Here is a 23,074-nt window from a genome sequence, read left to right on the forward strand (position 1 = left end):
ACTGAAGGGCCGGTACGGGCATCCGTACCGGCCCTTTGCTATGGTGCTCGCACGCTACTGCGTAGCGGGTGCGTCCATCTCCAAGCTCGGTGTGGGATCCGTGGCGGGCCCCGGGAGCAGGCCTAGCTCTTCGAATATCGGCATCAGCTCAGCCCACAGAAGCGGAGCGAGCGTTGCTGCGTAGGCGTTCGAGATGTGGTTCTGGTCGCGGTAGATGTACACGTTGCCACGCTGTGGCGGGCAAAACTTGTCGTCGCAGAACCAGTCAGCGGTATCGATGGACCACTGGTGATTCTCGGGCAAGAGGTACGAGGTTGCTGGGTCCTCGGGCCCGTAGATTGTGCTGCGCAGTGCTGAGCAGTCGCGTTCGGAGGCACCAGCAACGATGCAGAGGTTCGGGTCCATAGGATCGCCTTCTGGGGTGAACATCCATGGGTTATCGCGCAAACCAACGAACGGGATGCCGTTGTAGGCGAAGTTCTGCCACAGGTTCGCGTAGGCGTCGGGGACCTTGTCCGTGGAAAACGCTGCACCGCCCGCGTGGCCCTCGGGGCGTGTGGAGTTTGAAATCACCAGGTCCGGGTTCATTTCGACGATGCTCTGGAACGCAAGCTCCGACCATTGAGCGCATACATCGCTGACGAACTCGTCTCTGTCGGCACCGCCGATGACAATCGGGCACTCCTGCCGGACGTACGGAATGACCCGGAAGTGGTGCTCTTTCCCGAGCTTGTCGAGGGGCACGACGTACGGCTCGATGTGGGACCCGCCGGCCATCACTACAGTGACGTCGGACTCGAGGTCGCCGTACTGGCAGTCGGGACGAGGCATGTCCGTTGCCGGCTGGGGGATCATGATCATGCACTCGTCTACGCCGATAGGTGGGTAGATGCCCGCAATCAGGGCCGGATCGGGCTGTGGCTTGACGTCTGGGACTTCAGCACCAGCAATGGCGAGGGCGCCCGGGTAAAGGTCCTCCGGAAGATCGCGGTCTGCGTCCTCGATGCGCTGATTCCAAAGCGGTTGGATTGCAAAAATAGTGGCAACGAGCACGGAAACCAGCACGCCGCCGCCTGCGCGGCCAATGCCGGTGCGGGTGCGCAGCGTCGAGCGGGCGTCGATAATCGGGGTATCGGTCGATTGCGGGCGCTTGCGGTGTTGACGCAGCGGGTCTTCTACCAGCAGGTGTGTGACATGCGCGAGTCCGAGCGAAACCGCGATGACGAGGGTGCCAACCCACCACGGAGGAGTCCCGAACCCTCCAGCAAGGGTGACAATGATGAGTAACGGCCAGTGCCAAAGATAGAGGGAATAGGCGATGCTGCCTAGCCACGTCATCGGCTTCGACGCCAGAATGTTTGAGACCGAGTTCTGGTTGCCACTCATGACAATCAGCGCGGCGCCAGTGAGTGGCAGCAGCGTGACAGGGCCGGGGAACGCGAGTGAAGTGGTGACGACGATGCCGGTAATTGAAATCATCACAACGCCAAGGCCCGCAGTCCACGCGGCTGTGCGCTGTGGCAGGAAACGGCTGGTTGGCACGAAGGCAAGCAACCCACCGAGCGCGAGCTCCCACGCACGGGAGAACGTGGAGTAGTAGTTCTGGCCCGTACCGACGAAGCCGAAGCGCGCAGCGTATGCGAACGAAGCAACGGTGATAATGGCGAGCAGCGTGATCGCGCCTCGCTTGGCAATGACAGCCGGAACTTTGCACTTCCAGATCAAGAAGGCCAGCAGTGTCCCCAACAAAATGGCGAAAACGTAGAACTGGCCCTGCACACTCATTGACCACAGGTGTTGCAGCGGAGACGTGTTCTGGCTTGCCGCCGCATAATCCGCATCTTGGGCGATCAGCTCCCAGTTTTGGTAGTACAGCATGGAGGCGGTGAACTGCTTGGAGAGTTCCACGCCCATCAGCTCGGGGGCGAGCAGCATCACGCCAAGCATGGTTGCCAGGACAGTGAGCGCAAGTGCTGGAACGAGGCGTCGAATAGTGCGCCACAGTGGCCACCAGGGGTTGAGGCTTGGGTTAGGGCGCATTGCGTAGCGGATCTGGCCGCCGAGGAAGAAGTATCCAGACAGCAGCAAGAAGACGTCGACGCCGCCTGAGACTCGGCCGACGTAGACGTGGAACAAGACGACTAGTGCGATAGCAAAGCCTCGAAGCCCGTCAAGGTCGACGCGGTATGCGGTTGAGCGTTTCGTGCTCGGTGCAGGCATGCTGAAAAACCTCGTGTACTCTCAGATTGTTTCGCGCCCTCATTACGCTTCATGCTATTTTTCGGCGGGCAACTGAAAAGACGATACCCGCAACAGGCAGGCAAATGGTAACTATCTGCCTAGATAACAAGTCCTGTTTGGGAATTGGTTCGCTATGGGGTAACCTCTTTCAGGTTGATTATCTGTGTATGCAGGTTTTGAACAGGACCAAACTGCGTTCGCGTTGGACCCGTCACGTGCAGAGATGTGCGATGTCGCCCAACCAGTCACGCGCAGGGTAAAGAAGAAGGGTTGAACCGGCCCGCCTATCGTGTTGGCGGGTGTCTGTACTGCCCGGTGACCGTAAAGGAAGATTTTCATGGCTGTAAAGATTAAGCTGCAGCGCGTCGGTAAGATCCGTAACGCGCAGTACCGTGTTGTTATCGCTGATGCGAAGGCTCGTCGTGATGGCAAGGTTGTCGAGAACATCGGTATCTACCACCCGAAGCAGGAGCCTTCCCTCATCAAGATCGACTCCGAGCGTGCTCAGTACTGGCTCGGCGTTGGTGCGCAGCCGACCGAGCCTGTGCTCGCTCTGCTGAAGATTACCGGCGACTGGCAGAAGCACAAGGGCCTCGACGGTGCTGAGGGCACCCTCAAGGTTGCTGAGGAGAAGCCATCCAAGCTTGACCTGTTCAACAAGGCTCTCGAGGAGGCCAACAACGGCCCGACCGCCGAGGCGATCACCGAGAAGCGCAAGAAGGCGAAGGAAGAGGCTGAGGCTAAGGCTGCCGCAGAGGCTGAGGCAGCTGCAGCTACTGAGGCTGCGGAGTCCGCTGAAGAGGAGTCCCCAGCTGAGGAGTCCGAGGACTAATCCGAACCTCGCAACGGCACGTTCCCGATCCGTGTGGTCGGAGGGCGTGCCGTTTTTGTTTGCGAAGTGGGCGTCGAAAAGTAGGGTAATTGAGCATGGAGCTACTGATTGGTCGGGTCGTGAAGACTCACGGTATTAAGGGCGAAGTCGCGGTGGAAGTGCACACGGACCAGCCCGAGGTCCGCTTCGCAGTGGGCAGCAAGCTGCGCGGCACGCAAACAGGGAAGGAAATTGAACTCACCGTTGCGACGGCCCGCCCGCACAAAGGACGCCTGTTGCTCAGCTTCGAAGAGGTGCCGGACCGTACCGCCGCTGAGGGGCTGCGAGGGCTGAAGTTCTTCGCGGCGCCGCTTGAACGCGGGGAGGACGCGGACCCGGATGAGTTCTACGATCACGAATTGATTGGACTGAATGTGCGTCTTGATGGGGAGGAGATCGGGCAGGTCACAGGTGTGATGCATACGCCGGGGCGCCAGATTCTGGAGGTTGAGTACGACGGCCGTGAGGTCCTCGTGCCGTTCGTGAGCGATATTGTGCCCGAAGTAGATCTGGAGAAGGGCTTCCTGTCCATCACCCCGCCTGAGGGTTTGCTCAATGTCTAGGCACACCTTGAGGCTCGACATTGTCACCATTTTCCCCGAATACCTTGAGCCGCTGCGCCACGCGTTGTTGGGCAAGGCGATTGAGCAGGGGATTGTGAGCGTCCGCGTGCATGATCTTCGACAGTGGGGGCTTGGTGTACATAAGTCTGTCGACGCCCCTCCGCTCGGCGGCGGGCCTGGTATGGTGATGCGCCCGGATGTGTGGGGTGAGGCGCTTGATTCCGTGGCAGCTGGCAACGAAGGTGAAGGGTTGCGTTCCGCCGCACCGCACCGCAATGACAAGGCCCGCCACGATGAGGTTCACGCCGTCGCGCCGCGACCGTATGAAGTTAGTGATGTCCGCGAAGGCGAGTCTGCTGAGCAACCACTGTTGATTGTGCCTACTCCGGCGGGATCTCCGTTTACGCAGCAGGATGCGCAGGCGTGGTCGCGCGAGTCCCACATCGTGTTTGCTTGTGGCCGCTACGAGGGTATTGACCAGCGAGTCTTTGTTGACGCCCAGCAGCGGTACCGGGTGCGCGAGGTCTCTATCGGCGATTACGTGCTAATCGGCGGGGAGGTGGCTACGTTGGTGATCGCGGAGGCCGTCACCCGTCTGATCCCCGGGGTGCTGGGCAATACGCAGAGCCACGAGGACGATAGTTTTTCCGATGGGTTGCTTGAGGGACCGAGCTACACAAAGCCACGAACGTGGCGCGGGATCGGCGCCCCTGACGTGCTCTTTTCGGGTGATCACGCCAAGGTGGAGCGCTACCGACGTGATGCATCGCTGCTGCGCACGCAGCAAGTCCGCCCGGAGCTATTGGACGCCGCCGAGCTCGATGAGGATGACGAGTTTGCGCTGTACGGCCGCGACGTCGTGACGGCAATGCAGGTGCTCGTCGACGAGAAGCGCTGGCCGAAGGCGCGCAAGTCTTTGGCCCGTGCGTTGCGCAAGGCTGGCTACCGCGAGCCCAAAATCTCACTGGAGCCGATCGGCCCGCACTGCGAGGATGAGTCGATTCTTGAGACCGATTACCTGTTGAAGGAGGGGCATCCGCCTCTTGAGTCTTTGTGCAGGCTCGAGGTGCGCGGCCGCACCGCGCTCGAGCTGGACGCTGCGACGCAAGCGGTGGTCGCAGGCCTGCCCAGAGGCACCTACTGGTACGGATCGACCCGCCTCGTGGATGGGAACGCATAAGCATTAGAATGTCCGGAATGACGTTCATTGCTGAGACCATTGCATCGGAACTCCAGGTAGCGCCGCGCCACGTTGAGGCTGCGCTGCAACTGTTGGCAGAGGGGAATACGGTCCCATTCATTTCTCGCTACCGGAAGGAAGCTACCGGTGGCTTGGATGACACACAGCTGCGCCACATTGAGCAGCGCAACGCGTATTTGATCGAGCTTGAGGAGCGCAAGGCTTCGGTCATTGAGGCGATCGAGGAGCAGGGCAAACTCACTGATGAGCTCAAGGCGCTCATCATGGGTGCGGATACGAAGGCGCGCGTCGAGGATCTCTACCTGCCGTATAAGAAGCGCAGGAAGACCAAGGCGGATATCGCGCGTGAGGCCGGTCTCGAGCCGCTCGTTGACTCGCTTATTGACGCCCCTTCGGCCGACGCCGAGACAGAGGCGGCACGCTATATCTGTGAAGGGTTCGCCGACACGAAAGCGGTGCTGGACGGTGCCCGCGCGATCTTGGTTGACAGGATCGCCACCGATGCGGATCTCGTCGGCGAGGTCCGCGACAAGGTGTACGAGTCCGGAACGATGCGTTCGAGCGTCGTCGAAGGCAAGGAGAACGAGGGTGCGAAGTTCCGCGACTATTTCGACTTCAGCGAGCCATTCGCCTCGTTGCCGTCGCACCGCATTTTAGCGCTGCTGCGAGGCGAGCAGGAAGGCGTGCTTTCGCTGGATTTGGACGCCGGAGATGACGCGGCGTACGAGGGGATGATCGCGAACCGTTTCGACCTTAACTGTGAAAAGAGCCCGTGGTTGGCGAAGGCCGTGCGGTGGGCATGGAAGACAAAGCTGCAGGTCTCTTCTAATTTGGATACACGGATGCGTCTGAAGGAGCGCGCGGATGAGGCGGCTCTGGACGTCTTCAGTACGAATCTTCGCGATGTGCTGCTGGCCGCTCCTGCCGGTCAACGCGCGACCCTGGCGCTGGATCCGGGTTACAGGAACGGCGTAAAAACAGCGACCGTAGATGGCACGGGGAAGGTGCTCGCAACCGCGATCGTCTACCCACACCAGCCGCAGAACCAATGGCAGCAGGCGGTGCAGGTGCTCGCGAACACTGTGGCGGAACACGGCGTGGAGCTCATCGCGATTGGTAACGGCACGGCGTCGCGGGAGACGGAGAAGCTTGCACGAGAGGTCGCGGACATGATCGCAGCAGCGGGCGGGCGCAGGCCTGTTCCGGTGGTGGTGTCGGAATCGGGTGCGTCGGTGTACTCGGCTTCTGAAATCGCGGCTCAGGAGTTTCCGGACATGGATGTGGCACTGCGATCCGCGGTCTCGATTGGGCGGCGCCTCCAGGACCCGCTTGCGGAGCTGGTCAAGGTCGACCCGAAGTCAATTGGCGTGGGGCAGTACCAACACGATGTGAATCAGGCGGCGCTCGCGCAGTCGTTGGACGCCGTGGTGGAGGACGCGGTGAACTCAGTCGGGGTGGACGTCAATACGGCGTCGGTACTGCTGCTGGAACGAGTCGCTGGCGTGACGCCGACGATCGCGAAGAACATCGTTGCCTACCGCGATGAACATGGTGTGTTTGCTTCGCGCAAGGAGCTGAAGAAGGTGCCGCGACTTGGGCCGAAGGCCTTCGAGCAGTCGGCCGGCTTCCTACGCATCCAAGGCGGAGAGAATCCGCTTGATGGCTCCGCTGTGCACCCGGAGGCCTACCCCGTTGTGGAGCGCATCGCTCAGCAATCTGGGGTGGACACTGCGGCACTCGTTGGTAACAGCAGAGTGCTGTCGGGTCTTCGTCCGCAAGACTTTGCCGACGACACCTTCGGCGTCCCAACCATCACGGATATCTTTGCCGAGTTGGAAAAGCCGGGCCGGGATCCGCGTCCGGAGTTTAAGACGGCCACATTTAAAGAAGGTGTACACAAGGTGTCTGACCTCCAGCCGGGCATGATTCTGGAAGGGACGGTCACCAACGTCGCCGCGTTCGGTGCGTTTGTGGACGTCGGCGTGCACCAGGATGGCCTCGTGCACGTGTCTGCGATGAGCCATTCTTTTGTGAAGGACCCGCACGAGGTCGTGCGCTCGGGTGAAGTGGTGAAGGTGAAGGTCCTCGAGGTGGACGTGCAGCGCCAGCGAATTAGCCTCACGCTGCGCCTGGATGATGAGCCTGGAAGCGAGCAGAAGCGTGAGTCTTCACGCGGGAAGAAGCCGCAGCAGAAGCCGAGCCGTCAGGGTGGGAAGCGCCAGCGAGGTCGCGCTGGAGGTGCGCCGCAGGGCGGTTCGATGGCGGATGCACTCAAGCGTGCCGGATTTGGGAAGTGACGTGCTCGCATGTACAATCGTGCGGGTTATTGTAAGCGACATGAACCAGCCGAGCGTCCACTTGTGGAAAACGCCGCTAGGGTCCTCTGTCCAGAAACGTAAAGGATTGCTTCAATGAGCAACGGCATTATTGATCTTGTAGACGCAGGCCAGCTGCGCGACGATATCCCTGACTTCCGTCCGGGCGATACCCTCGACGTACACGTCAAGGTTATCGAGGGTTCGGTTACCCGTACCCAGGTCTTCACTGGCTTCGTCGTTCGTCGTCAGGGTGACGGCATCCGTGAGACGTTCACGGTCCGCAAGGTTTCCTTCGGTATCGGTGTTGAGCGTACCTTCCCGGTACACTCCCCGAACCTGGAGAAGATTGAGGTCGTCCGCAAGGGTGACGTACGTCGCGCGAAGCTGTACTACATGCGCGACCTGCGCGGCAAGGCTGCCCGCATCAAGGAGCGCCGCTAAGCGCATACCCGCTTTTTGCACATCACCCCGCACACTTACGCTTCGTAAGGTGCGGGGTGTTTTGTTGCGCTGCTAGAGTGTTGCGGGTGAACGAAAAGAGCGCATCTGAAGAAAAATCCATGCCGTGGTACATCGAAATCCCGATGGTCGTTGTACTCACCTTGGTGTTCATCTTCATTATTCAGACATTCATTGGCCGCCTCTACGTGATTCCGTCTGCGTCGATGGAGCCGACGTTGCATGGACAGGACGGCAAGGGTGATCGCATCTTCGTGGAGAAGGTGTCCTACTACTTCTCCGATCCGGAGCCGGGTGACGTCGTCGTGTTTAAGGGGACTGACTCGTGGAATACCGGCTTCGTCACTAACCGCTCCGACAACCCGGCCATTGCCGGTCTGCAGGAGGTGTCCTCCTGGGTGGGGCTGGTGCCGAAGGATGAGAACACGTTGGTCAAGCGCATCATCGCGAAGGGTGGCCAGACGGTGTCTTGCCAGGAGGGGGATCCGGCGGTGATGGTGGATGGAAAGCCGATCGACCAGTCGTACACGCTGCAGCCGAACTACTACCCGGTGGATCCTGAGACTGGGTCCGACGCTTGCGGTGGGAACTACTTCGGCCCGGTAACTGTCCCTGATGGGAACTACTTCATGATGGGTGATAACCGCACGAATTCCGCTGATTCGCGCTACCACCTTGGTGATGAGTACCAGGGCACGATCCCGGAGGAGAACCTTCGCGGAAAAGTTCTTGCGATTGTGTTCCCACTCCAGCGTTTTGGTGGCGTCGACGACCCGGCGATCCAGCAGTAGCCCGACGCTTGGTGTGTGAGCTGTGGTGCGTCGTTTGAAGCAGCTTCGGACGTACGAGGTGGCGCTTGAAAAGGCCGGTCTCGGACCAGTCGCAGGGGTTGACGAGGCCGGCCGGGGCGCCTGCTTCGGACCACTGACAGTCGCCGTGTGCGTGCTACCACCGCAGCCGATACGGCAACTTGAGGGGTTGACGGATTCCAAGCAGTTGACGGCGAAGCGTCGAGAAGCACTCTTTGACATCATTTGCCAGCACGCGCTCGCATACTCCATCGTGCACGTGCCCGCCAGCGAGATTGATCACCGCGGGGTGCAGCATGCCAACATTGACGGGGCCCGGCGCGCAGTTGCGCAGCTAGAGACGGAGGCGCGGTACGCGCTTGTCGATGCCTTCCATATCGCGGGTTTGCCCGTACCACAACTGCCGATTATCGGCGGTGACGCGAGTGCCCGGTGCATCGCCGCCGCCAGTGTGCTAGCTAAAGTGAGCCGCGACCGTCTCCTCGATGGCTACGCGGAGCAGTACCCGGGGTATGGCTTGGAGCGCCACAAGGGGTATGGCACGAAGGCGCACATGGATGCGGTGCGCCGCCACGGGGCGACGCCGCAACATCGTTATAGTTATGCCAACGTGAGAACTGCCGTTGAGATTTACGAAGGGGGCACCGCATGAGTGCTGAGGATCTGGACAATTACGAGGCTGACGTCGAGCTGTCGCTGTATCGCGAGTATCGCGACGTCGCGAGCCAGTTCTCGTTTGTTGTGGAGACGGAGCGTCGTTTCTACCTTGCGAATGCTGTCGAGTTGATCCCGCACAAAGACGGCAACGATGTGTACTACGAGGTCCGTATGTCGGATTGTTGGGTGTGGGACATGTACCGTGCGGTGCGTTTTGTGCGCTACGTCCGCGTAATTACGTACAAGGATGTCAATATCGAGGAGCTAGACAAGCCGGACATCACGTTCCCTAATTCGTAGTCTGCGTTTCGACGTCCCCTCCGCCCCTCCCGCGTGTTGCCTGTAAGGAACCGCGGGAGGGGTTTTTGCGTCTAAACACTTACGCCTCTGGTGCGTCTGGAGGTGTGTGCAAACGAACAAGGATGTGAAGAAGGGAACGAAGTTATGCAGAAACCGTGCATGGACCAGTACCAGCTTGGCCGTCTAGGGGAAGATGCCGTACTGGAGGAGTATTTAGCGTTGGGCTACACGTGCCTTGGTAGGCGGGTGCGATTACGGCATGGCGAGATTGACCTGATTATGCAGGACTCTTACGGCACCGTGGTGTTCGTAGAGGTGAAAACTCGTCGTTTACCGGGGTTTGGTTCGGTTGAGGCGGTGCACGCGAAGAAGATGATGGCAATGCGTAACGCGGCTGCTGAGTGGTTGCGCAGCACTGAGGGGTTCTACGAAGTCCGGTTCGACGTCGTGGAGGCGATGTATCACGAGGACGGCTTCGAGTTTGAGTTCATCATGGGGGTCGAAGATGCCGCTTGCTAGTACGTTGAGTGCCACGGTTGAGGGCATTCGGGCGCGCATCGTACGCGTGGAGGCCAACGTCGGGCCGGGGTTACCAGGAATGCATATTGTTGGGCTCGCCGATGCTGCCGTGAAAGAATCCCGCGAGCGAATCCGTACCGCCTGCCGTAATAGTTCACTGCCGTGGCCGAAGACGAAGGCGATGGTGTCGCTGTCGCCGGCGCACCTGCCGAAGGCTGGTTCGCAGTTTGACTTGCCGATTGCGTTGGCGGTGATGGGGAGCCTAGATCCACGCGCTCAACGGGCACTATCGCGAACATTTTTTGTAGGAGAGTTGGCGCTGGATGGCAGCTTGCGGCCTGTACCGGAAGTGCTGCCGATGCTGCTGGCGGCCCAGGAGCTGCTTGTTCAGGAGGGTGGAATTGACCGCATTGTGGTTCCGCGCGCGAACGAGCACCAGGCACAGCTCGTGTCACGCGGAGACATCGTGCTGGTGGACTCGCTGGCGCAGGTGTGGGCGTGGCTGGTCGGGGAAGAGGTGCTTGAAGTAGCTTCTGTGGGTGCGCCAAGCATTGAGCAAGGACGACAGCCGGACTTCGCAGACATCGCAGGGCAAGGCCCCGAGCGAAGGATTATGGAAGTCGCCGCGGCCGGTGCGCATCACATGCTAATGATCGGACCACCCGGCTCAGGCAAGTCCATGCTTGCAGAGCGTCTCCCATCCATCCTCCCCGCAATGGACGTCGAAGAAATGGTCACGTCCACAGCGATTCACGCAGCTGCCGGGATCGCCGGGGGAGAGCTGATTGCGCACCGCCCGTTCATCGCGCCGGACCCGTCGCTTTCCAAGGCGCAACTCATCGGGGGAGGCAGCGGGATTCCTCGCCCCGGCGCGGTCAGTCAAGCCCATAACGGTGTGCTGTTTCTCGACGAAGCCTCTGAGATCGCGTCCGCTACCCTCGATGCGTTGCGCATTCCTCTGGAGAAAGGCGAGGTGCGCCTGCGACGCAGCAACCGTGACGTCGTCTTTCCAGCCGACTTCCAGCTCATCCTCGCGATGAATCCATGCCCGTGTGGAAAACCAGCGAACCGCTGTCGGTGCTCCGGGGCGCAGCGTGCGCGGTATGCGCGAAGTATTTCGGGTCCGCTGCGGGACCGGCTGGATATTGTCTGCAGGACTTCGCTGGATAACGCCGTGCTAAACCCAAACGGGGCAGAGTCTTCCGCGGCCATCGCCCAGCGTGTGGCAGAGGCACGGGACCGTGCGGCACATCGGTGGCGGACGTGCGAGGAACACACGAACGGGGCGTTGACGAATGCGCGCGTGCCGGGGCCGTGGCTGCGTCGATTCTTCCCGGCGGAAGATTCCGCGATGATGTTCCTCTCCTCGATGCTTGCGCGCGGGGAGGTCAGCCAGCGCGGTATCGACCGCATCCTGAAATTGTCGTGGACCTTGGCCGATCTCACTGGCGCACAATGCCCCCACCTCGGGCACGTCGCTGAGGCCGTCGATCTTCGGGACGACCAGACCTTGCTTTCAGCACATGAGGAGGTATCGGCATGAGCGCGCTTGAATCATGGGCCTACCTCAACCGTGTCATCGAGGGTCCGTCGACGGCGCTATGGGCACTGCGAAACGAAGGCTATACCGCTGACGAAATCGCCGAAGGCGTGCGCACACGAGCGCCCTGGCTCGGTGACCTGGCCGCCGACACCGATGCGAGATACACCTGGGACCAGCCAGCAGAAGACCTAGCTACTGCAGCGGAGCATGGGTACACACTTATCACACCGGAATCGCCCGAGTGGCCTCGCGAACGGATTTATGACTCCTTCAATCTCGGCGCAAAGATGAGTCGGGATGGCGAAGGTGCTCCGATACGTGCAGACGGGGTTCCGCCACACGCCCTCTGGGTTCGAGGCAATACCAACCTGCCGGAGCTATTGGAAAACTCGATCGCGATCGTCGGCACACGAGCGCTGAGCGCATATGGGCATTCAGCCACCCGTGACATCGTGCATGGACTGAAGCGCTGGGGATACACTATCGTCTCCGGCGGTGCACTCGGTATTGATGCGGCAGCCCACGATGCGGCCCTCGAGGCGGGACTGCCAACTGTGGTGTTCGCCGCATGCGGGCCGGGTATCACCTACCCGAGGCGCCACAAACAGCTATTTGATCGCATCGTGGCGGCAGGGGGAGCGATCATCACCGAATACAGCCCTGGCATGGCCCCTGAGAGACACCGCTTCCTCACCCGGAACCGACTCGTCGCTGGGTTCACACAGGCCACGCTAGTAATAGAAGCCGCCTACCGCTCCGGAGCACTTAGCACGTTGCGCTGGGCGCAGTACTACCAACGCGGGACGCTCGCAGTACCTGGGCCGATAACCACCGCCGGATCTGTCGGCACCAACCTCGCCATCTATAAGGGGGAGGCCACGATGGTGCTCAACGCGACCTACGTCCTCGAGGCGATCCGCCTCGAGAACGGACTGGATGCAGAACAAGAACTTGCGGACAACAATGTAGCTTCGCCCCTCCAGCTCCTGACCCGCACCGAGATGCGCATCTACGATGCCGCGCCAAAGCATCATCGCGACGGGCTTGTAGCGGAGGAGATTGCAGGTGCCGCCGCGCTATCCCTCCAAGTCACCATCAACACGCTCATTGAGCTGCAAGGCAAGGGACTGATCCAGCGGGAAGGCCAGCTGTGGCGACGAAGCGAGACAGCCAAACCCTAAGGCACCGATACAATACGGAGCATGAGTAGCAGCCACGATCAGTCGTCCACCCAGTTTCTTACCGCGGTGGACGACTTCATCGATTACTGCCAACACGTCAAAAACCGCGCCGCGGCGACCTGCAAGAGCTACAGATCGGATCTCACCACACTCGCGCCGTACACATCAGATCTCAACGCATTCACCATCGACGCTCTACGTCACTGGCTCGCCGACGCAGTCCAAGCAGGCAAAGCCCGCTCCACCATCTCGCGCCGCACCGCATCCGCGCGCGCCTTTTCCACCTGGGCTTATCAACACGGCTACATCGCAAAGGACGAAGCAGCCCGCCTGCGCACCCCGAAAGAACAGCGCAAACTACCCACCGTGCTCAGCGCCCCCGCTACCGAGGAACTCATCCGCCCCCACGGCGACACACCAGAAGACATCCGCGACACCGCCATCCTCGAACTGCTCTACGCCAGCGCAATCCGCGTCGGCGAACTCGTCGCCCTCAACATCGACGACCTCGACTTCCATACCAACACCGCAAAAGTCACTGGCAAAGGCAACAAACAACGCATCGTTCCCTTCGGAAACAACGCACACGAGGCACTCACCACATGGCTTCACGACGCCCGGCCAGCCCTCGCCAATAGTGCTAACGCGGGGGCCGAACCGCTGTTCGTTGGCACCCAGGGAAAGCGCATCGACCAACGCCAAGTTCGCCGAATCGTCGAGCGCGCCGGGCTGCAAGCGGGGCAGGCGAGTATCACGCCGCACTCGTTGCGACACACAGCGGCTACGCAAATGCTTGAAGGCGGCGCCGACCTACGAATGGTGCAAGAAATGCTCGGGCACTCTAGCCTGCAAACCACGCAGATATACACGCACGTCTCCTCACAGCGGCTCACGCAGATTTACAACCAAGCGCACCCCAGGGCATGAGCCTCTAACGGGTCGGCTTCAACCGAATGGTGGGCGTCGATAAGAGGGAAAGCGGATTGATGTAGGTGTCTTTCGCAATGAGTGCGCCCCAGTGCAGCCCGTCCTGGAGATGTGCCTGCGGCCCCGTCGGCCGTGCCAGCGTCCCAATCGCATCGCCGAGTTTTACTTCGTCGCCTTGCCGCACACGCGCGTGTACAGGCTGGTACGTCGTACGGATGCCATCTGGGTGATCAATACTGATAATGGGTGTGCCTGCTACCTTGCCCACGAAAGCGACTGTCCCGTTGTCTGCTGCTAGAACAGTGGCTCCGACGCGTAGCGCAAGATCAACCCCGCGATGCCCCGGCATCCAGTTCTTCTCCGGGATCTCTGCGGGCCGTGTAATCCGGGTTGCGTAGGGCAGCCCCGTAGTGGGATCGACGTACGCAAGAGCCTGAGGCGCCAAGCACCACGTGCAAAGTAGGGGAGCAATGGCCGCGAGTAAGCGTGTGAACATGTGCATGTTGCCATTGAGCCCTGAAACCGCGGTAGTGGACAAGGCTGTGGGCATGCAGCCTGTGGAGAAAAACTGGCCTGTGGATAAAGCTCAGGGTTTGTGCAGGTCAAATTAGGTAATCGAGGGATAGTCGACTATGCTTGGCAAGGCAACTTTTCGAAGTTGACTACGCGCGCCGAATAACGCCAGCTCAGCGTTGGTCCCACAGTATGAGGGTGTTGAGCGGGTGCGGTGCTAGGGCGAGGGATAAAAACCCTTGCAGTACATGAACATTAACCGAACGAGATTACTCCAAAGGAGAAATTCCCATGGCAGTTGTAACCATGCGCGAACTCCTCGACGCAGGTGTCCACTTTGGCCACCAGACGCGTCGTTGGAACCCGAAGATGCGTCGCTTCATCTTCACCGACCGCAACGGCATTTACATCATCGACTTGCAGCAGACGCTGACCTACATTGACGAGGCTTTCGAGTTCGTCAAGGAGACCGTTGCACACGGCGGCACGATCCTGTTTGTTGGTACGAAGAAGCAGGCGCAGGAGCCTATTCAGGAAGAGGCTCAGCGCGTTGGTATGCCATACGTAACGCACCGCTGGCTCGGTGGCATGCTCACCAACTTCCAGACCGTTTCCAAGCGTATCGCCCGTATGAAGGAGCTCCAGGCTATGGACGCTGCTGAGAACGGCTACGCAGGTCGCGGCAAGAAGGAAGTTCTGATGCTGACCCGCGAGCGCCAGAAGCTCGAGCGTGTCCTCGGTGGCATCGCTGACATGACCAAGGCACCTTCTGCTCTGTGGGTTGTTGACACGAACAAGGAGCACATCGCGGTCAACGAGGCAGAGAAGCTGCGTATCCCGGTTGTTGCTGTTCTTGACACCAACTGTGATCCGGACGACGTCAACTTCCCAATCCCGGGTAACGACGACGCCATCGGCGCGGTCAAGATCCTGACCCACATCATCGGCGAGGCAGTCATCGCTGGTAAGCAGCAGCGCGAAGAGCGTCAGCTGGCTTCCGCACGTGAGGCTGCAGGCGACACCGACGCTAAGCACCAGGCAGAGGTTGCAGAGGCCGCTGCTCAGGCAGCCGCATCCGCTGAGGTTTCCGCTGCAGACGCTGCGAAGGCAGCCGCTGAGGCTGAAGCTGCTGCGCCACAGGAGGTTGCACCAGTCGAGCAGCCACACGCTGTTCGCGCTGCAGAGCAAGCTCAGCAGGCTAAGTAACTCCGCTCGCAGGACGCGCGAAACGTGTATCCTGCATAAGCGAGTGTGACACCCCGCGTCCTGTTCACGTCCTGGATTATGGGCGCGAATTGGGCGTGGGGTGTTTTGCTTGAAGCATAATTTTACGACGTATTTATCCACTACTGTACGAGGAGGATCGCCCGAATATGGCGAACTACACTGCTGCTGACGTAAAGAAGCTGCGCGAAACCACCGGCTCCGGCATGCTCGACTGCAAGAAGGCGCTGGAGGAGACCGGCGGCGACTTCGAGAAGGCTGTCGAGCTGCTCCGCATCAAGGGCGCAAAGGACGTGGGCAAGCGCGCAGAGCGCAATGCTCTCGAGGGGCTCGTCGCTGTCTCCGGCAACACCATCGTCGAAATCAACTCGGAGACGGACTTCGTTGCTAAGAACGACGAGTTCAAGACCATCGCTGGCAAGATTGCTGACGCTGCTGCAGCAGCGAAGGCAAACAGCCAGGAGGAGCTGGCAAACGCTGATGTCGACGGCGAGACTGCCCACGACGTTCTTGAGCGCCTCTCCGCAAAGATTGGCGAGAAGCTGGAGCTGCGCCGCGCTGCCACCATCGAGGGTGAGCAGCTGGCGAAGTACCTGCACCAGCGTTCCGCTGACCTGCCACCAGCTGTTGGCGTTTTGGTTGCTTACAAGGGCGACAACGCTGAGGCTGCACACCAGGTTGCGCTGCAGATCGCTGCGATGAAGGCTCGCTACCTCAAGGAAGAGGATATTCCGGCCGAGGTCGTCGAGAAGGAGCGCGCTGTTCAGGAAGAGATCACCCGCAACGAGGGTAAGCCTGAGGCAGCTATCGAGAAGATCGTCCAGGGCCGCATGGGCGGCTTCTTCAAGGACGTTGTTCTTCTGGACCAGCCGTCGCTTGCTGACTCCGAGAAGACCGTGAAGCAGTTCACGGAGGAGAGCGGCATTGAGGTCACCGACTTCGTTCGCTTCGAGGTTGGCCAGGCATAAGCCTGATGCTTTTACCGTCGGCGTTGAGGGGTTACCCTCGGCCGGCGGTTTCTTTATACCCGGTTGCTACAAACCGGACTGAGATCGCTAAGATCGGTCGAGAACAGAATTGTCCTCTACGGCTCGAATTGGCCAACTCTCAAGGAGTGTCCTCACAGTGTCAGAACTTGCGTCTACCCGCACAGGATTCAAACGCGTCATGCTCAAGCTGGGCGGTGAAATGTTCGGCGGTGGAAAGGTTGGTATCGATCCGGACGTCGTCGAAAGCGTTGCTGCACAGATTGCCGAAGTCGCCCAGTCCGGAACCGAAGTAGCGGTAGTGATTGGCGGCGGCAACTTCTTCCGCGGTGCAGAGCTGCAAAAGCGTGGCCTTGACCGTGCACGCTCCGACTACATGGGCATGCTCGGCACGGTGATGAACTGCCTGGCGCTCCAGGACTTCCTGCAGCAGAAGGGCGTCGACTGCCGCGTTCAGACCTCCATCAACATGGCGCAGATCGCTGAGCCCTATTTGCCGCTTCGTGCAGTGCGGCACCTGGAGAAGGGGCGCGTCGTCATCTTCGGTGCTGGCATGGGCATGCCGTACTTCTCTACGGATACCACGGCCGCGCAACGCGCCCTGGAAATTGGTTGCGAGGTGCTCCTGATGGCGAAGGGGGTTGACGGAGTCTACGACGACGACCCTCGAACCAACCCAGACGCACAGCTCTACAGCGAGGTTTCTCCCCGCGAGGTGCTCGAAAAGGAACTCAAGGTTGCCGATGCCACCGCGTTTTCGCTGTGCATGGACAACAACATGCCGATCCTCGTGTTCAACCTGCTCAAGGAAGGCAACATTGCCCGCGCGGTATCCGGCGAGCAGATCGGTACCCTTGTTTCCTAAGAATTAATCGGGCAGCCCAAAATGTTCGACGGTGCGCGCTACCGAAAGTAGCGCGCGTCCGCCAACTGTGACTGACCCAAGGTGGAGCGCCCCGACTGCGACAGCGGGGCTGCCCATCACATTGAACAGCGTGCACCAGGGCGTCCACACTGTTTGTTGGTAAAAGCTCTCATCCGGGGCGAGGGAAGAGAAGTAGCCAATTGGTGGGGGATCAAACGCAATCGTGGGGGTGAGCACGATATCGACGTCCCACTCGTGCTGTACGTGTCTTAGTAGGTGCGCGAAGTGGTCATTCGCTGAAAATAGTTCTTCTGGAGTTACTGCGCAACCTTGTGCGTGCATCCATGCGAGGTAGTGATTGTCGAGTGGCTCTACGTTGCGGAAGCTGCTCGTGATGCGGTGTCTGAAGTGCTCAAACGTTGATTGTGCATCCGCATAGGGGCGAAGAGACACTACATCATGGTGTTTCCCGAGCTCACGTGCAGCGGCCTCAAGGGCATCACCGCGGCTCGTTGAAACAGTGGTGTTGGCGAAGAGGCCGTCGATAAGTACTCCGATGCGCAGTTTGCGTACCGCGGTGGGGTGATGTCCGTACAACTCAAACTGGTCTGCGACGCTGCGCGTGATAAAACCATTCGCGACTGCCCCGCGTGTTCCAGGCTTGTAACCAACGGCACCGCAGGCTGCAGCCGGGACTCGCAAGGACCCTCCAGCGTCCGTGCCGTGTGCAGCACGGTACAGCCCACTGCCCACGAGCACTCCGGCGCCTGCTGAAGAACCACCGGGCGTGCACCCAGGGAACATGGGGGACTCTAAAAGTGGTGAGTGGACTTCTTCGGCGTAGCACGTCGCCCCTAGCTCGGCTGTCAGTGACTTTCCAGGGATGGCTGCCCCAGACTCAAGCAGTGCTGCGACGATTGGGCTGTGCTCTTCCGCGATGACGCTGCGTGACGGGTTGCCGTGCGTGGTGGGCATTCCAGCGACATCCGTTCCGTCTTTGATGGGGATTTGCCACGATGAAAGTCGGCCCTCAGCAGTGCGCAATGGAGTCGGGTGTGTATAGACCATCGCGGCACTGGCGGGGGAGTAAAGCATGGGGACAGTCTAGGCGTAACTTGCCTTGAATTCTGCCGTTCCCCGTCAAGCCACGACACGGCTGGGAGTGAAACGCTGGTAGATTAGTGTGCGACTTATTTGTCCCGAACGCTTTGTACAGAAGAAGTGGAGTAAAAATGATTGATGACGTGTTGCTTGATGCCGAAGAGCGTATGAGCGCTTCTGTCGATTTCACCCGCGATGACCTCGTAACGATTCGGACTGGTCGCGCTAACCCTGCCATGTTTAATGGCGTCATGGCTGATTTTTACGGTGCCCCAACCCCGATCAACCAGATGGCGACGATCTCTGTTCCGGAGCCACGCATGCTGCTGATCAAGCCGTACGACATGTCAACGCTCAAGGAAATTGAGACTGCCATCCGCAACTCTGATCTCGGCGTCAATCCGACCGATGACGGGCAAGTCATTCGCGTCACGATCCCACAGCTGACGGAAGATCGTCGCCGTGACCTGGTCAAGCAGGCCAAGCAGAAAGGTGAGGACGGCAAGATCGCTATCCGTAACGTCCGCCGCCACGGTATGGAAGCACTGAAGAAGATCCAGAAGGACGGCGACGCCGGCGAGGACGAAGTGCAGACCGCAGAAAAGGCACTGGACAAGACCACCCAGGGCTACGTGGCACAGATTGATGAGCTAGTTCAGCGCAAGGAAGCCGAGCTGATGGAGGTCTAAGCAGACCTTTCGATGAATAGAAAGCACCGCTACGTGAAACACTCGACAGATCAGTCAGGACCATCGGGCTGGCCCCGCATCGCGCCGCCCAAGCCGAAAAATGATGCGGGTCGCGATCTGCCAGCCGCCATCACGACCGGGGTCATCCTCGGCGCTGTGGTGATCGCTGCTGTGTGGGTTGGTCCTATGGCCTGGTATCCGCTTGTCGCCATCGCTGTAGCAGGTGGGATGTGGGAGGTGCTTACCCGTTTGCGGGAAGCGGGCTACCAGCAGCCGCGCACGCTGCTGATCATCCTCGGTCAGATCATGGTGTGGTCCTCCGCCGCCTACAAAACCGCTGGCGTAGTTGGCGCTTTCGCGTTCACAGTGCTGTTCCTGATGTTTTGGCGGCTGTTCGACCATGGCAGGCACCAGACACCGACCAACTATCTCCGCGACACCGCCGTGGGAGTGTTCGTCCTGGCGTGGATTCCACTGTTTGGAAGCTTCGCTGCGATGGTTTCGCTTATCGACGAAGGCTCCGTCAGTGGTTCAGCGTTCATTGTCGCGTTCATGTGCTGTGTGGTGGCGTCTGACGTTGGGGGATACGCTGCTGGCGTGATGTTTGGTGCGCACCCGATGGCGCCGGCTGTAAGCCCGAAGAAGTCCTGGGAAGGATTTGCGGGCTCGATGATATTCGGGATCATTGCAGGCGTCGCGGTGGTCACGCTACTGATCAAGGGCCCGTGGTGGATGGGGATCCTTTTGGGTGCCGCACTGGTTATGTGCGCCACTATGGGTGATCTCGTCGAAAGCCAATTCAAGCGTGAACTCGGTATCAAGGATATGTCCCAGATACTGCCTGGACACGGCGGAATCATGGATCGCTTAGACGGTATGTTGCCAGCAGCGTGCGCAACGTACATTCTGCTCAGCGCTTCCGCATTGATGAATCCGTTCTAACGTGCAAAGATGGGGCAATTATGACTGAGACCCCAACACTGCCACTTCTGACCCCAAAGTTTGGTATGCCGCCGAAGCACTTCGCTGATTTGTCGAGCGAAGAGCGCATCGAGGCCCTGAAGTCCCTTGGTCTGCCGAAGTTCCGTGCGGACCAGATTGCGCGCCACTACTACGGCAAGTTTGAAGCAGATCCCCTCACGATGACGGATCTGCCTGCCGCGCAGCGCGAGAAGGTAAAAGAGGCTCTTTTTCCGACGCTGCTGACTCCAGTACGTCGGGTAGAGACCGATGAGGGGGACACCACCAAGACGTTGTGGCGGCTGCATGACGGCATTCTCCTGGAGTCTGTGCTGATGCGGTACAAGGATCGCGCGACGCTGTGTATCTCCTCACAGGCGGGTTGCGGAATGGCTTGTCCGTTCTGCGCGACCGGTCAGGGCGGTCTCGATAGAAACTTGTCAACTGCGGAGATCGTCGATCAGGTGCGAGCTGCAGCAGCCATGATGCAGGAGGAAGGCTCCCGTCTTTCCAACATCGTCTTTATGGGGATGGGAGAGCCGCTGGCGAACTACAAGCGCGTGGTCAGCGCAGTACGCCAGATCACGAGTCCAGCGCCGCAGGGATTCGGGATTTCTCAGCGCAACGTCACTGTGTCAACAGTTGGTCTCGCGCCGCAGATTCGAATGCTTGCCGACGAAGGCCTCTCCTGCACGCTCGCGGTTTCCTTGCACACCCCTGATGACGAGCTGCGCGACACACTGGTGCCGATGAACAATAGGTTTTCCGTGCAGGATGTGCTGGACGCAGCCCGCTACTACGCGGATACAACAGGGCGCCGCGTATCGATTGAGTACGCGTTGATTCGTGACATCAACGATCACGATTTCCGCGCTGACATGCTCGGCAGGAAGCTGCATCAGGCGCTAGGGCCGCTGGTACACGTCAACCTCATTCCACTGAACCCAACTCCGGGTTCGAAGTGGGACGCGTCCCCGAAGGCGCGCCAGGATGAGTTTGTTCGTCGTGTGATTGCGCAGGGTGTGACGTGCACTGTCCGTGACACGAAGGGTCAGGAGATCGCTGCGGCTTGCGGGCAGCTCGCGGCGGAAGGCGAGTGACGTTGCGCCGAGTTTAGGTGCGCGAAAACGGCGCCACCCTCAACCTGTGAGTGGGGTGGCGCCGTTTATTGCTATTCGGTGTAAAGCGCGAAACTAGTGAATGCTCTGCTGCTGTGCACCGCGCAGTGTATTGAGACGCGCCGGATCGATGTTGAGGGCGCGCAGCTCGCGCTCATCGAGCTCGGCGTATGGGCCGGTCATTGTCTGCTGTGCGTAAATCCAGTCCGGCTCCTTGTGGCCAGCAGGCTTGTTGTGCGAGGTGACCGTGCGAACCTGGCTGAGCTTCGGCTGCAGTCCGTGGAAAATCAGTGCAACTGCAATCAAAACTGCAAATGCGAGCAGCCAAATCGTTTCTACGTGGCCGTGGTGGTTACCGAAGTTGTACGCGAGCAAGAAGATCACCGAGATCCACCCTGCGAGTTGAATCGTGCGCGGCTTGAACGCGCTCCACCCGAAGCGGGCGGAAGGGACGTCAGCTTCAGAAACGCCGTTATATACCTGTGGAGCTTTGTCCTGAGGGTGAGCCACTGCCATTCTCCTTGAGCTGTAGTCGTCCGCATCGGTTCGCACTATTGTGTATGCGCCCGACGGCGGACATGCTAAATCTGTGTGTACTGTGCATTATCTTTTCATATTGCAGGGCGCGATGGCACTGTGTAGCCCCCAATGAGTTCAAACTTTCGCATCATGTACGTGAGGGCCAGCGGGGGAGGTGCGCCTGTGGGTGCGATGTGTGGTGATGGGAATGACAGAGTATCCCCACGGTCGTATGTGCACATCTTGTGTATGCACCACGACGAGCGGTGGTCAAAAATACTTTAAGGAGAAACTAAGTATCTATTTTTGCCGTGACGTGCCACAATGGAGGTTGTGAAAAAGGTTCTGATTCTTGGATCGACAGGCTCTATCGGCACACAGGCTCTCGATATCATTCGGAAGCACCCTGAAGACTTTGAGGTTGTCGGCATCGCGGCAGCAGGGCACAACCCTGAGCTTGTTATCCAACAGGCACAGGAGTTCAATCTGCGCCCAGAACAAATTGCAGTGCAGCAGCTCGACCCTGCGAAAGACGTTTCTCGCGCTGTGGGTGATGTCATTATCACAGGTGAGGACGCCGCTGCGGTTCTTGTTGAAATGCAAGATGCAGACATCGTGTTAAATGCACTTGTCGGTTCCGCCGGTCTTGAGTCGACGCTTGCGACGCTTCGCAAGGATGGCGTGCTAGCTCTGGCGAACAAGGAATCGCTGGTCGCTGGCGGTCAATTCGTCATGGAGAAGGTGAAGCCTGGACAGCTCGTGCCGGTCGATTCTGAGCACTCTGCGATGGCCCAATGCCTGCGCGCAGGGAGCCGTGCTGACGTTTCACGGTTCGTCCTTACTGCTTCGGGAGGCCCGTTCCGGGGGTGGACCCGCGAGCAGATGATGGAGGCAACTCCGCAGCAGGCCGGGCAGCACCCGACGTGGTCGATGGGCACTATGAACACCTTGAACTCCGCCACGATGGTGAACAAGGGACTGGAGCTGATCGAGGCGACGCTGCTGTTTGGTATTGCGCCCGACATTATTGATGTCGTGGTGCACCCGCAGTCGATTGTGCACTCGGCTATCACGTTTGCCGATGGTGCGACGATTGCGCAAGCTTCGCCGCCGTCGATGATGTTGCCGATTTCCCACGCTCTTGCTTGGCCGGAGCGTATCCCGGGTGCACAGCCAGCGCTGGACTTTTCGCAGGCAAGTGAGTGGACGTTTGAGCCGCTCGACGACGAAGCTTTCCCCGCCGTGCGTCTCGCTCGGGAAGCTTCAGCGATGGGGGACCCATACCCAGCGGTGTACAACGCTGCGAATGAGGTGGCGGTGGAAGCATTCCTTGCAGGCAAGATTCGTTTCCCGCACATCGTTGACGTGATTGGATATGTCCTTGACGCGGCAGGGGCGTTTGCTTTTGCGCCGACATCTATCGAAGATATTCTTCACGTGGATGCTGGTGCACGCCGGGCGGCAAAGGAAGTAATCGCCCAGCTGTAAACCAGCCTGAAAGGCAAGGAGC

Annotated in this window: 23 protein-coding genes; 19 read left to right on the forward strand and 4 right to left on the reverse strand. The window is 59.7% G+C overall.

Annotated elements, in window-relative coordinates:
* Window positions 1-54 precede the first annotated feature (54 nt).
* Window positions 55-2,220, reverse strand: a complete 2,166-nt coding sequence (locus tag JMN37_RS00530) for an acyltransferase family protein (protein WP_252930787.1) — start codon at window positions 2,218-2,220, stop codon at window positions 55-57.
* 358 nt (window positions 2,221-2,578) lie between these two features.
* Between JMN37_RS00530 and rpsP the strand changes: the two genes are divergently transcribed.
* The 12 genes from rpsP to JMN37_RS00590 all read left to right on the forward strand — a co-directional run bounded on the left by rpsP (window position 2,579) and on the right by JMN37_RS00590 (window position 13,589).
* Window positions 2,579-3,073: a 30S ribosomal protein S16 gene (gene rpsP, locus JMN37_RS00535; RefSeq protein ID WP_252930788.1), complete on the forward strand. Its 495-nt coding sequence runs from the start codon at window positions 2,579-2,581 to the stop codon at window positions 3,071-3,073.
* A gap of 89 nt (window positions 3,074-3,162) precedes the next feature.
* Complete coding sequence (gene rimM / locus JMN37_RS00540) at window positions 3,163-3,675, forward strand: ribosome maturation factor RimM (protein WP_330166361.1); 513 nt, start codon at window positions 3,163-3,165, stop codon at window positions 3,673-3,675.
* Window positions 3,668-4,855, forward strand: coding sequence for a tRNA (guanosine(37)-N1)-methyltransferase TrmD (gene trmD / locus JMN37_RS00545; protein ID WP_252930790.1), 1,188 nt, complete (start codon window positions 3,668-3,670; stop codon window positions 4,853-4,855). The genes rimM and trmD overlap by 8 nt, the downstream gene beginning before the upstream one ends.
* 17 nt (window positions 4,856-4,872) lie before the next feature.
* A complete protein-coding gene (locus JMN37_RS00550; protein WP_252930791.1) occupies window positions 4,873-7,173 on the forward strand; it encodes a Tex family protein in 2,301 nt (766 codons plus the stop codon).
* 114 nt (window positions 7,174-7,287) lie between these two features.
* A complete protein-coding gene (rplS, locus tag JMN37_RS00555) occupies window positions 7,288-7,635 on the forward strand; it encodes a 50S ribosomal protein L19 (RefSeq protein WP_070362274.1) in 348 nt (115 codons plus the stop codon).
* A gap of 119 nt (window positions 7,636-7,754) precedes the next feature.
* Window positions 7,755-8,444, forward strand: a complete 690-nt coding sequence (gene lepB / locus JMN37_RS00560; protein ID WP_083290932.1) for a signal peptidase I — start codon at window positions 7,755-7,757, stop codon at window positions 8,442-8,444.
* Window positions 8,445-8,469: 25 nt separating this feature from the next.
* The gene (locus JMN37_RS00565) at window positions 8,470-9,114 is read left to right on the forward strand and encodes a ribonuclease HII (protein ID WP_252930792.1); all 645 of its coding nucleotides are present in this window, start codon (window positions 8,470-8,472) and stop codon (window positions 9,112-9,114) included.
* The gene (locus JMN37_RS00570) at window positions 9,111-9,419 is read left to right on the forward strand and encodes a DUF2469 domain-containing protein (protein ID WP_070362276.1); all 309 of its coding nucleotides are present in this window, start codon (window positions 9,111-9,113) and stop codon (window positions 9,417-9,419) included. The genes JMN37_RS00565 and JMN37_RS00570 overlap by 4 nt, the downstream gene beginning before the upstream one ends.
* Window positions 9,420-9,563: 144 nt before the next feature.
* Window positions 9,564-9,938, forward strand: coding sequence for a YraN family protein (locus tag JMN37_RS00575; protein WP_083329535.1), 375 nt, complete (start codon window positions 9,564-9,566; stop codon window positions 9,936-9,938).
* Window positions 9,925-11,481 (forward strand): YifB family Mg chelatase-like AAA ATPase, encoded by a 1,557-nt coding sequence (locus JMN37_RS00580; protein WP_252930793.1) that lies wholly within the window; start codon window positions 9,925-9,927, stop codon window positions 11,479-11,481. Before JMN37_RS00575 ends, JMN37_RS00580 begins: the two co-directional genes overlap by 14 nt.
* Complete coding sequence (locus JMN37_RS00585) at window positions 11,478-12,662, forward strand: DNA-processing protein DprA (RefSeq protein ID WP_252930794.1); 1,185 nt, start codon at window positions 11,478-11,480, stop codon at window positions 12,660-12,662. Before JMN37_RS00580 ends, JMN37_RS00585 begins: the two co-directional genes overlap by 4 nt.
* Before the next feature lie 21 nt (window positions 12,663-12,683).
* The gene (locus JMN37_RS00590; protein ID WP_252930795.1) at window positions 12,684-13,589 is read left to right on the forward strand and encodes a tyrosine recombinase XerC; all 906 of its coding nucleotides are present in this window, start codon (window positions 12,684-12,686) and stop codon (window positions 13,587-13,589) included.
* A gap of 4 nt (window positions 13,590-13,593) precedes the next feature.
* Here JMN37_RS00590 and JMN37_RS00595 read toward each other — a convergent pair whose 3' ends face one another.
* Entirely contained in the window at window positions 13,594-14,085 is a 492-nt protein-coding gene (locus JMN37_RS00595; protein WP_143110510.1) for a M23 family metallopeptidase, read from the reverse strand.
* Window positions 14,086-14,393: 308 nt separating this feature from the next.
* On the opposite strand from JMN37_RS00595, the gene rpsB reads away from it, so the two are divergent.
* From rpsB to pyrH, 3 genes are all read left to right on the forward strand, one after another.
* Window positions 14,394-15,308: a 30S ribosomal protein S2 gene (rpsB, locus tag JMN37_RS00600; protein ID WP_070362281.1), complete on the forward strand. Its 915-nt coding sequence runs from the start codon at window positions 14,394-14,396 to the stop codon at window positions 15,306-15,308.
* A 167-nt stretch (window positions 15,309-15,475) separates the two neighbouring features.
* Window positions 15,476-16,294 (forward strand): translation elongation factor Ts, encoded by an 819-nt coding sequence (gene tsf, locus JMN37_RS00605; protein WP_252930796.1) that lies wholly within the window; start codon window positions 15,476-15,478, stop codon window positions 16,292-16,294.
* A 199-nt stretch (window positions 16,295-16,493) separates the two neighbouring features.
* Window positions 16,494-17,177 (forward strand): UMP kinase, encoded by a 684-nt coding sequence (gene pyrH / locus JMN37_RS00610; RefSeq protein WP_070362283.1) that lies wholly within the window; start codon window positions 16,494-16,496, stop codon window positions 17,175-17,177.
* A 3-nt stretch (window positions 17,178-17,180) separates the two neighbouring features.
* On the opposite strand, the gene JMN37_RS00615 is transcribed toward pyrH, so the two are convergent.
* Window positions 17,181-18,272, reverse strand: coding sequence for an amidase family protein (locus JMN37_RS00615; RefSeq protein WP_252930797.1), 1,092 nt, complete (start codon window positions 18,270-18,272; stop codon window positions 17,181-17,183).
* Between the two features lie 137 nt (window positions 18,273-18,409).
* Between JMN37_RS00615 and frr the strand changes: the two genes are divergently transcribed.
* Genes frr through rlmN form a run of 3 tightly spaced genes read left to right on the forward strand, consistent with a single transcriptional unit; the run spans window position 18,410 to window position 21,027 of the window.
* Complete coding sequence (gene frr, locus JMN37_RS00620; protein WP_070362284.1) at window positions 18,410-18,967, forward strand: ribosome recycling factor; 558 nt, start codon at window positions 18,410-18,412, stop codon at window positions 18,965-18,967.
* Window positions 18,968-18,979: 12 nt separating this feature from the next.
* Window positions 18,980-19,909: a phosphatidate cytidylyltransferase gene (locus JMN37_RS00625; protein WP_083433144.1), complete on the forward strand. Its 930-nt coding sequence runs from the start codon at window positions 18,980-18,982 to the stop codon at window positions 19,907-19,909.
* Window positions 19,910-19,929: 20 nt separating this feature from the next.
* Window positions 19,930-21,027: a dual-specificity RNA methyltransferase RlmN gene (gene rlmN / locus JMN37_RS00630; protein ID WP_070478868.1), complete on the forward strand. Its 1,098-nt coding sequence runs from the start codon at window positions 19,930-19,932 to the stop codon at window positions 21,025-21,027.
* 93 nt (window positions 21,028-21,120) lie between these two features.
* Here the strand turns inward: rlmN and JMN37_RS00635 are convergent, their stop codons facing one another.
* Complete coding sequence (locus tag JMN37_RS00635; RefSeq protein ID WP_070478870.1) at window positions 21,121-21,561, reverse strand: DUF2631 domain-containing protein; 441 nt, start codon at window positions 21,559-21,561, stop codon at window positions 21,121-21,123.
* Window positions 21,562-21,888: 327 nt separating this feature from the next.
* On the opposite strand from JMN37_RS00635, the gene dxr reads away from it, so the two are divergent.
* Window positions 21,889-23,052, forward strand: coding sequence for a 1-deoxy-D-xylulose-5-phosphate reductoisomerase (gene dxr, locus JMN37_RS00640; protein ID WP_071572513.1), 1,164 nt, complete (start codon window positions 21,889-21,891; stop codon window positions 23,050-23,052).
* The last annotated feature ends 22 nt before the right edge of the window (window positions 23,053-23,074 follow it).

The organism is Corynebacterium lipophilum (genome assembly GCF_024102595.1).
GTDB lineage: Bacteria > Actinomycetota > Actinomycetes > Mycobacteriales > Mycobacteriaceae > Corynebacterium > Corynebacterium pseudogenitalium.